Origin of the sequence: Longimicrobium sp. (assembly GCF_036554565.1) — a bacterium.
GTDB lineage: Bacteria > Gemmatimonadota > Gemmatimonadetes > Longimicrobiales > Longimicrobiaceae > Longimicrobium.
Genome location: NZ_DATBNB010000590.1, coordinates 1 through 9,145, shown reverse-complemented (window position 1 = coordinate 9,145; position 9,145 = coordinate 1). Strand labels below are relative to the sequence as shown.

Annotated in this window: 6 protein-coding genes; all 6 read left to right on the top strand. The window is 70.8% G+C overall.

What is annotated here, in order from left to right:
- The coding region (locus tag VIB55_RS16250; protein WP_331877713.1) for a ketoacyl-ACP synthase III at positions 1–970 on the top strand (970 nt) is incomplete at its 5' end.
- Entirely contained in the window at positions 963–2,759 is a 1,797-nt protein-coding gene (locus VIB55_RS16245; protein WP_331877712.1) for an AMP-dependent synthetase/ligase, read from the top strand. The genes VIB55_RS16250 and VIB55_RS16245, both read left to right, overlap by 8 nt.
- Positions 2,759–3,277: a hypothetical protein gene (locus tag VIB55_RS16240; protein WP_331877711.1), complete on the top strand. Its 519-nt coding sequence runs from the start codon at positions 2,759–2,761 to the stop codon at positions 3,275–3,277. Before VIB55_RS16245 ends, VIB55_RS16240 begins: the two co-directional genes overlap by 1 nt.
- A complete protein-coding gene (locus VIB55_RS16235; protein ID WP_331877710.1) occupies positions 3,274–4,782 on the top strand; it encodes a sodium/proline symporter in 1,509 nt (502 codons plus the stop codon). The genes VIB55_RS16240 and VIB55_RS16235 overlap by 4 nt, the downstream gene beginning before the upstream one ends.
- 213 nt (positions 4,783–4,995) lie before the next feature.
- Positions 4,996–7,536 (top strand): TonB-dependent receptor, encoded by a 2,541-nt coding sequence (locus VIB55_RS16230; protein ID WP_331877709.1) that lies wholly within the window; start codon positions 4,996–4,998, stop codon positions 7,534–7,536.
- Between the two features lie 655 nt (positions 7,537–8,191).
- A partial coding sequence (locus VIB55_RS16225) for a PHB depolymerase family esterase (RefSeq protein ID WP_331877708.1) occupies positions 8,192–9,145 on the top strand: 954 nt, incomplete at its 3' end.

Sequence of the window (9,145 nt, the reverse complement as noted above, 5' to 3'; positions counted from 1 at the left end):
CGTCGACGACTTCGTGCGCAACACGCTCGGCATCGCCGAGCGGCGCTGGTGCGGCCCCGACGAGTCCACCGCCGACCTCGCCGTCGCGGCCGCGCGCCGGGCGCTCGACGCCGCCGCCCTCGCGCCCGAGCAGCTCGACCTCGTCATCGTGGCCACCGACACGCCGGAGTACGTGTCGCCGGCGACGGCGTCGGTGCTGCACGGGCGGCTGGGGATGCGGGCGGACGCGGGGACCTTCGACGTCAACAGCGCCTGCGCGGGCTTCGCCACGGCGCTGGACGTGGCGTGGAAGTACCTGCGCGCCGACGAGCGGTACTGGCGCGTGCTCGTGGTCGCGGTCTACGCGATGTCGAAGTTCCTGGACCAGTCCGACAAGAAGACGGTCACCATCTTCGCCGATGGAGCCGGCGCCGTCGTCCTTCAGGCATCGGAGCAGGCGGGGATACTGGCCTCGGAGCTGGCTGCGGACGGGTCGTTCAGCGACGGGATGGGCGTGTTCGCCGGCGGCACGGCGGAGCCCATCACAGCGGACGTACTGCACGACGGCACGCGCAACCGGCTGCGCTTCGTCCGCAAGTATCCCAAGGAAGTCAACGAGGAGGGCTGGCCGCGCATCGTCCAGTCGGTGCTGGGGCGCATCGGACAGACGGTGCCGGACGTGGACCTGTGGCTGTGGACGCAGGTGAACCGCTCCACCATCGAAATCGTGATGGACCGCCTGGGTGAGCCGATGGACAAGGCGCACACGGTGATGGGCAAGTGGGGCTACACCGGCTCCGCCTGCCTGCCGATGGCGCTGGACGACGCGGCGAAGAGCGGGCGCCTGAAGCCGGGCGACCTGATCGTCCTCACCGGATCGGGCGCGGGATTGTCGATGGGATGCGTCGCCCTGCGCTGGACGCGAAATGGTTCTCCCCTCTCCGCGCGTAGTTTGCGCGGGGAGGGGCCGGGGGAGGGGCGACATGGCTGAGACGGCCGTTTCCGCCTTCGTCGCGCGCGCCCGCGCCGACGCCGATCGTCCCGCCCTGCGCGTACTCGCGGCGGGCGGTGCGTCGCGCGACGAGACGATCACCTGGGGCGAGTGGGCCGGCCTATCGCGCGCCTTTGCCGCGTCGCTGATCGCCGCCGGGCACCGGCCCGGGCAGCACGTGGCCATCCTCGCGGGCAACGGAGCCGCGTGGCCCATCGCCGACCTCGGCGTGCTGATGGCGGGCGGCATCTCCGTCGGCGTGTATCCCACGAGCGCGCCCGCCCAGGTGCGGCAGCTGCTGGCGGATTGCGCGGCCGTGGCGGTGGTGGTGGATTCGCCCGCGCAGATGGAGAAGGTGCGCGCCGTCCGCTCCACCCTTCCCGAGCTGCGCACCGTCATCTGCGTGGATCACGACGGCGGCGGCGACGCGGTGTCGTGGGCGGGGTGGATGCAGCGCGGCCGGGCGCTGGGCGAGTCGGTGCAGACCCGCGCCGAGCTGGCCCGGCGGATGGACGCACTGCGGCCCGAGACCACGGCCATCCTCATCTACACCTCCGGCAGCACCGGCGAGCCCAAGGGCGCCGCCCTCACCCACCGCACCCTGCTCGCGTCGGCCGCGTCCATCCGCGACACGCTGGGGCTGGTGGAGGGCGACCGCTCGCTCTCGTTCCTCCCCTTCTGCCATGCCGCCGAGCGCATCTTCGGGGTGTACACGCGAATCGTCTGCGGCATGCAGGCGGGGCTCGTCGCGGACCACAACCGCGTCTGGGACGCCGCCCGCGAGTTCGCGCCGACCCTGTTCGGCGGGCTGCCGCGCTTCTACGAAAAGGCCGTGGCCACCCTCCGCGCCCAGCAGGCCGCGGCGACGGGGGACGAGCGGGCGCGGTGGGAGCGGACGATCGAGCTCGGCTCAGCGCGCTCGCGGCTCAGGCGCGCGGCGCAGCCCGTCCCCGCCGAACTGGAAGCGGAGTGGATGCGGGTCGGCGCGCCGCTGCTGGAGCGTGCGCGGGCATTGTTCGGCGGACGGATGCGGGTGGCGACCTCCGGCGGCGCCGCGCTGCCGCAGGACGTTTCCGAGTACCTGGACGCACTGGGGATCACCGTCCTGGGCGCGTACGGGCTGACGGAGCACCTGTGCGCGGCCTTCAATCGGCCGGATCACTACACGTTCGACTCCGCCGGCCCGCCGATGCCCGGGACCACGCTGCGCCTGGCGGATGACGGGGAGATCCTGCTCCGCCGCGGCCCGCTGACCTTCAGCGGCTACCATGGCCGGCCGGCCGAGACGGCTGAGGCGTTCACCGCCGACGGCGAGTGGCTGCGCACGGGCGACCTGGGGCGCGTGGGGGATGACGGCGCGCTGCGGGTGATCGGCCGCAAGAAGGAGCTGATCGCGCTTTCGAACGGCAAGAAGGTGGCGCCGCTGGGCATCGAGGCGGCGCTCACGGGCGAGCCGTGGATCGAGCAGGCGATGCTGTACGGCGAGGGGCGCAACTTCGTCAGCGCGCTGCTGGTCATCCGCCGCCCCGCCCTGGAAGCCTGGGCCGCCGAGCACGCCCGCGACGCCGACGATCCCCGCCTGCTGGATGATCCCGGGCTGCGCGCCGCCGTGCAGGCCGCGGTGGATCGCGTGAATGCCGGCCTCAGCAACCCCGAGCGCGTCCGCCGCTTCGCGCTGCTGGGAACCGGATTCAGCGGTGATGACCTGACCCCCACGCTCAAGCTGCGCCGCCCCATCGTGGAGCAGCGTTACCGGGCGCACCTGGAAGCCCTTTACGTGGACGCCTGATGGCAAGACGCAATTCGCTCCTGGCCCTGCTGGCGGGCACCGTGGCCATCGCGGCCGCGTACGGCTCCGCCTTCCTCCCGGGTCCGCCCACCGCCTGGGCACCGTGGGCGCTGGGGATCGGCACGGCGGTGGTGATGGTGGCCGCCTCCGCGCTGGGCGCCGCGCGCAGGGATGGCGGGCTGGGGCGGCTGAAGCTGCCGTTCGCGCTCGTCTTCCTGATCCTGGCCGGCGGGTTCGCCCTGGTCCTCGCGCTTCCGCCGGTGGACGCGGCCGACCCCACGCTCTTCCTGGGGCTGCCGCCGCGCGCCGCGGTGGTGCTGCTGGGCATTGGGCTGCTGCCGCTTCTCGTCCTTCCCATCGCCTACGCGCTGACCTTCGACGAGATGACGCTGAACGAGGCGGATTGGGAGAAGATCCGCGAGGCCGCCCGGGTCTACCAGGCGTCACAGTCCGCGTCCGCGCAGTCCGCCCACGCCGCCCCCACTCCCCGCCCCGCGCCCGAGGTGGAGCCCGTATGATGCTCGCCATCCTGCAGACGTCCGAGCTGCCCCGGCTCGCCCAGCCGACGATCGTCGCCGTCGCCGTCGTCTACTTCGCCATCGTTGCGGGCATCGGCGTGTGGGCCACGCGCAAGACGCGCACGGCCAGCGACTTCTTCGTCGCGGGCGAGGGCATCGGCCTGGCGGCGCTGACGCTGGCGGCCATGAGCGCCACCCTCTCGGGCTTCGCCTTCATCGGCGGGCCGGGGCTGGTCTACGCGACCGGGCTGGGGGCGATGTTCCTCATCCTCCCGGCCTCCGTCACTTCATCGATGACCTCGTGGGCGCTGGCGAAGCGCATGAGGCTGCTGGCCGAGGTGCGCGGGCTGATCACCGTGCCCGACGCCATCGGCGCGCGCTACCGGTCGCCCGCCGCGCAGGGGCTGTCGGCGGTCGCCATCCTCGTGGCCGTCATCGGCTACATGGCGACCAACATCCTGGCCCTGGGGCTGGTGATCGACGCCATCTTCGGCACGGGGCTCACGTGGGGCGTGTGGATCGGGATGGCGATCGTGCTCGGCTACTCGGTGGCGGGCGGAATCCTGGCCGGCGTGTACACCGACGTCTTCCAGGGCTCGCTGATGGCCGTCGCCTCCGTGCTCGTCTTCATCTACACGCTCAAGACGGGCGGGGGGATGGAGGGGATCAGCCGCACGATCCTGTCGGCGGACGCCGCGTTCATGGGCCCGTTCGGGTCGATGGGCGCCGTGGCCGCGCTGTCGCTGTTCTTCGTGTTCGGCGTGGGGTCGATGGGCCAGCCGCACGTGATCCACAAGTTCTACATGCTGCGCGACCCGCGGAAACTGAAGTGGTATCCGCTTCTCGTTACGCTGGCGCTGATCGTCACCATGCTGCTGTACTTCGGCGTGGGCGTGGCGGTGAAGGCGCTCGTCGTGGAAGGCCGCATGGAGCCCCTGGCGCGGCCGGACGACGCCACGCCGTTCTTCCTCCTGCGCTTTACCCCCGTGCTCCTGGCGGCCCTCGTCTTTTCGGGCGTGGCCGCGGCCATCATGAGCACCGTCAACAGCTTCATGAACATCGGCGCGGCGGCCATCACCCACGACATTCCCGTGGCGCTGGGGATCACGGTGAAGAACGAGCTGAAGTGGGGCCGCATCAGCACCGTCGTCGTCTCCATCCTCGCCGCATGGCTGGCCCTGCTGCCGGGCGCGCTGGTGGCGTTCCTGGGGATCTTCGGATGGGGGCTGTTCGCCTCGACGCTGGTTCCCGCGCTGGCCATCGGCCTCAATTGGGAGGGTGCCACGAAGGAGGGCGCCATCGCCTCCATCTGCACGGGCCTGGTGATCACTCTGGGGTTCGAGACGATGGCGTTCTTCAAGGTCTACTCGTTCCCCGCCGGGGTGACGGTGAGCGGGCTGTCGCTGGTGCTCTCCATCCTGGTGTTCTTCGCCGTCAGCTGGGTGACGCGTGAACGGGCCGCGGCGGCGCTGGATGCGGATGTACGGCTGGTGATGTCGGTGTGAGGGGAAGTGCGAAAGTGCGTGAGTGCGAAAGTGCGAAAGTGCGAAGTCCGGGAGTGCGGTGAAGTAGCCGGGTAGGTGTGCGAGCGAGAGGGCCGTTGGGGCGCGCTTGGAATCGATGGAGCGCCCCGCTCCTGCCAGCCCCTCGCAAGGAAGTCCAACCGCGCGTTCCACCACGGGGCGCGCCCCCTGTCCCCCGAACGTGGAGATCCTTCCATGAGCAGCAGCGGTACTCCGCGCCTCGCCTGGCGCAGCATTCTGCTGGTCCTTGCGCTGGCCCTGTGGCCGGCCGTGGCCCACGCGCAGTCCGGCACGCTCCGCGGCACCGTCGCCGGGCGCGACGGCGAAGCCCTGGCCGGCGCGCGGGTGACCGTCATCGGCACCCGCCTGGTCACCAGCACCAATCCGCAGGGCGCCTTCACCCTGCGCGGCGTTCCCTCGGGCACGCACCAGCTTCGCGTTTCCGCCGCCGGGTTCCGCAACGAGACCAGCGAGGCTTCCATCCGCGCGGGCGAAGAGACGCTCGTCGCCATTCAGCTCGAGGACAAGCCGTACGAGCTGGATGCGGTGGTGATCTCGGCGTCGCGCCAGTCGGAGCGCGTCACCGAGGCGCCGGCCACCATCACCCGCATCGGCGCCGACCAGCTGGACGCGGCGGTGGGCAACACCTTCGCCGGCGCGCTCAAGGAGGTGAAGGGGCTGGACTTCGTGCAGGTAGGAATGACGAGCGTGGGCATCAACGCCCGCGGCTTCAACTCGTCGTTCAACAACCGCATGCTGATGGTGGAGGACGGCCGCATCATGGTGCTGCCCGAGAACGGCCTGCCCGTGGGCCAGTTCACCGCCACGCCCAAGGTAGACCTGGGCGGCATCGAGGTGCTGGTGGGCCCCGGCGCCGCCCTGTACGGCGCCGACGCCAGCAGCGGCGTGATCAGCATGGAAACCAAGGACCCGCGCACCTACCCCGGGCTGACGATGGAGGTCACCGGCGGCAACCGGAGCTACCGCGACGTGCAGGCGCGCTACGCCGGCGTGCTGGGCGACTGGGGCTACAAGGTGTCGGGCGAGTACCAGGAGGCCGACGACTGGAGCAACCGCCTGACGCTGGTGTCGGGGATCGCCCGCGCGTGGCGCTCCACCGACGTCGGCTCGGCCACGGTGGCCCCCGAGGTGAGCCCCGGCGGCGTGAACGGGCTGAACTGGGATGCCAGCGTCGCCCGCGGCACCGCGGCGGTGGTGCGGTACTTCGGCAACAGCCGGTTGGAGCTTTCCGGCGGCGGCAGCGTCACCGACGGCGTGGGCCAGACCAGCGTGGGCCGCAACCAGCTGCAGGGGTGGCAGTACAACTTCGGGCAGCTTCGGTTCAGCAGCCCGCGCTGGTACGCCAACGTGTACCGCGCGCAGAGCAAGTCGGGCGACTCGTGGGCCACCAACCGCTACAGCCAGGCCTACTATCCCAACCTGGCGCGGCCCGCCGAGACGCGGATGACGGACGAGCAGCTCGTCGCCGCATCCGACTGGCCCAGCGACGGGCGGATGTACGCGGGCGAGGTGCAGTACAACTCGCGCGTTCCCATGCTGCTGAACAGTGCCGTGGTGCTGGGCACCAGCTACCGGCGCGACGTGGTGAGCAGCGACCGCCAGTGGCTGACGGACCGGCTGACGGGCGAGGACATCTCCATCGACCAGTACGCCGGCTTCGGGCAGGTCACCACGCCGGTGATGCCGTGGATGGACGTGGTGCTGGCGGGCCGGTACGACATCCACGAGAACTACGACGCCCAGTTCAGCCCCAAGGCGGGGGTGGTGGTGCGGCCGATGGCGGGACAGAACTTCCGCGTGACGTACAACCGCGCGTTCAAGTCGCCCACCATCCTGCAGACCAACTTCCACATCCCCGACTGGAACGCCGTCACGGTGATCTACGGCAACACGCGCGGCTTTACGGTCAAGCGGCCAGACGGCACGGTGTTCCGGGAGTACGCGCCGCTGCAGCCGGAAGAGAACACCACCTGGGAGTTCGGCTACAAGGGCGTGCTGGGGGACCGGCTGTTCGTGGACGTGGCCCACTACCGCTCGGCGTACGAGAACTTCATGAGCCCCCTGGCCGTGATCGGCGACCCGCTGAACGCCGGCCTGGGCGGGCAGCCGGCCGGCACCTCGGTGTGGGCGTACGACGCCGACGGAAACCGCCTGAACACGGCCGCCGGCAACCCGGCCCTGGCGCTGACGTACTACAACCTGGGCGCGGCCAAGATCCAGGGCACCGACGCGGGGGTCAACTTCGTGGTGACGCCCAAGATCAACGTGCGCGGCACGCTGTCGCTGATCGACATCAGCGACGTGGAGGTCGACAAGGGCCGTGAGGAGAGCACCGCGCTCAACTCGCCGGAGATGAAGTGGACGCTGGGCGGCAGCTTCCAGGACTTCGGGCGGCTGACCGGCGGGCTGACGGTGCGCCACGTGGACGAGTACTACTTCCGCTCGGGCGTAAACCGCGGGTTCATCTCCGGTTTCACCACGCTGGACGCCAGCCTGGGCTACCGGATCGACCGCTTCAACACCACGGTGAACCTGGGGGTCAGCAACCTCTTCGGGTGCGGCGGCGAGTTCGAGTACGACGACAAGGACCTGCTGCGGGCGACTCCCACCGACGAGAAGCGCGGCTGCGGGTTCGGGCAGAAGCACACGGAGATGATCAACATGCCGGAGATCGGCACGATGGTCTTCCTGGGCATCAAGTACCAGACGCGCTAAGGCCCTCACCCGACCGCGCTGACACGCGTGCCACCCTCTCCCACGAACAACGTGGGAGAGGGAGTACACTTCAAACTTCGGTGCGCACGAAAGCCTGTCATCCTGAGGCCCAGGCGCACCGGATTGGCCCGCAGCACACACCACGCGGGCCGAAGGATCTAGCCGCGGCGAGGGTAACAGCCAGGGCGCGGCAGCGGTCACGGAGCAGAGGCCTCGGCTGCCGTGGGGCCCTCACCCGGCCGCGCTGACATGCGTGCCACCCTCTCCCACAAACAGCGTGGGAGAGGGGGTACACTTCAGGCGTTGGTGCGACGGCGGCGCAGAAGCAGAAGGCTGGGCCCGCTGGGGCGACTGAAGTCGCGGCAACAAAGGCCCAAAGTCCGCCTTCGCGGACTGCACGCGCAGTCGAGTGCGCGAGGCCAAACGACGTGCGGTCGAATTCTCCCTTTCCCCCGCTTGCGGGGGAGAGGGCCGGGGAGAGAGGGCTGCCAGGGGAATGCGCCGGGCTGCTCGGAGCGCACCATGGTACGCCAGGGAACGACACCACACCCCGCGAAGCGATCGAAAAAGAAGTTCTCCCCTCTCCGCACGCAGTTTGTGCGGGGAGGGGCCGGGGGAGGGGCCCCCGGCGGAACGCACCTCTGCCAGGCACACGATGCACCACCTGACCCGCACCCTGTTCGCCCTGACGATGGCAGGCACTCTCTTCATCTCAGGCTGCGCCCCAGCCACCCAGCCGTCCACGTCGCAGCCCGCCGCGCCCGACACCCTCCCCGCGCCGCACGGAACCACGCAGGCGCTCATCGGCTGGAGCACGTATCAGGGCGAGGGCGGCACGCGACGGTACTGGGTGTACGTCCCCGCCCGGCACGATCCTGCCCGCCCGGCCCCGCTCGTCGTTATGCTGCACGGCTGCACGCAGGACCCGGAAGACTTCGCGCGCGGAACGCAGTTCAGCGCACATGCCGAGCGCGCGGGCGTCATCGTCGTCTACCCCGAGCAGACCGCGGCGTACAATCCCCAGAAGTGTTGGAACTGGTACGATCCCGCCCACCAGGGGGCCGGCGCGGGCGAGCCGGCCATCATCGCCGGCATCACGCGCGAGGTGATGAGCCGCTTCGCCGTCGATCCCGCGCGCGTCTACATCGCCGGGGTCAGCGCGGGCGGGGCGATGGCCGTCAACACCGCGGCCGCGTATCCCGAGCTGTACGCCGCCGCAGGGGCGCACTCCGCCCTCCCGTATCGCGCGGCGTCGGATGTTGCGTCGGCGGTCGCGGCCATGCGCTCCGGCCCGGCCCACCCCGACGCGCTCCCCGCCCCCTTCGCGGCGGGCGTCACGCCGGTTCCGCTGATCGTGTTCCACGGCACGTCCGATGTCGTCGTGAACGCGGAGAACGGCAGGCGCCTGGCCGACCAGTGGCGGCGCGCCGTCGGGGCCAAGGACTTCACCCGCCACGAGGTGGACGCAGGCGGGCTGCGCGCCACGCGCGACGTCTCCGGGCCGTTCGTAGAGCTGTGGATGGTCGAGGGGCTGGGCCACGCCTGGTCCGGCGGCTCGCGTGAGGGCACGTTCACCTCCGCGGCGGGGCCGGACGCCAGCCGCGAGATG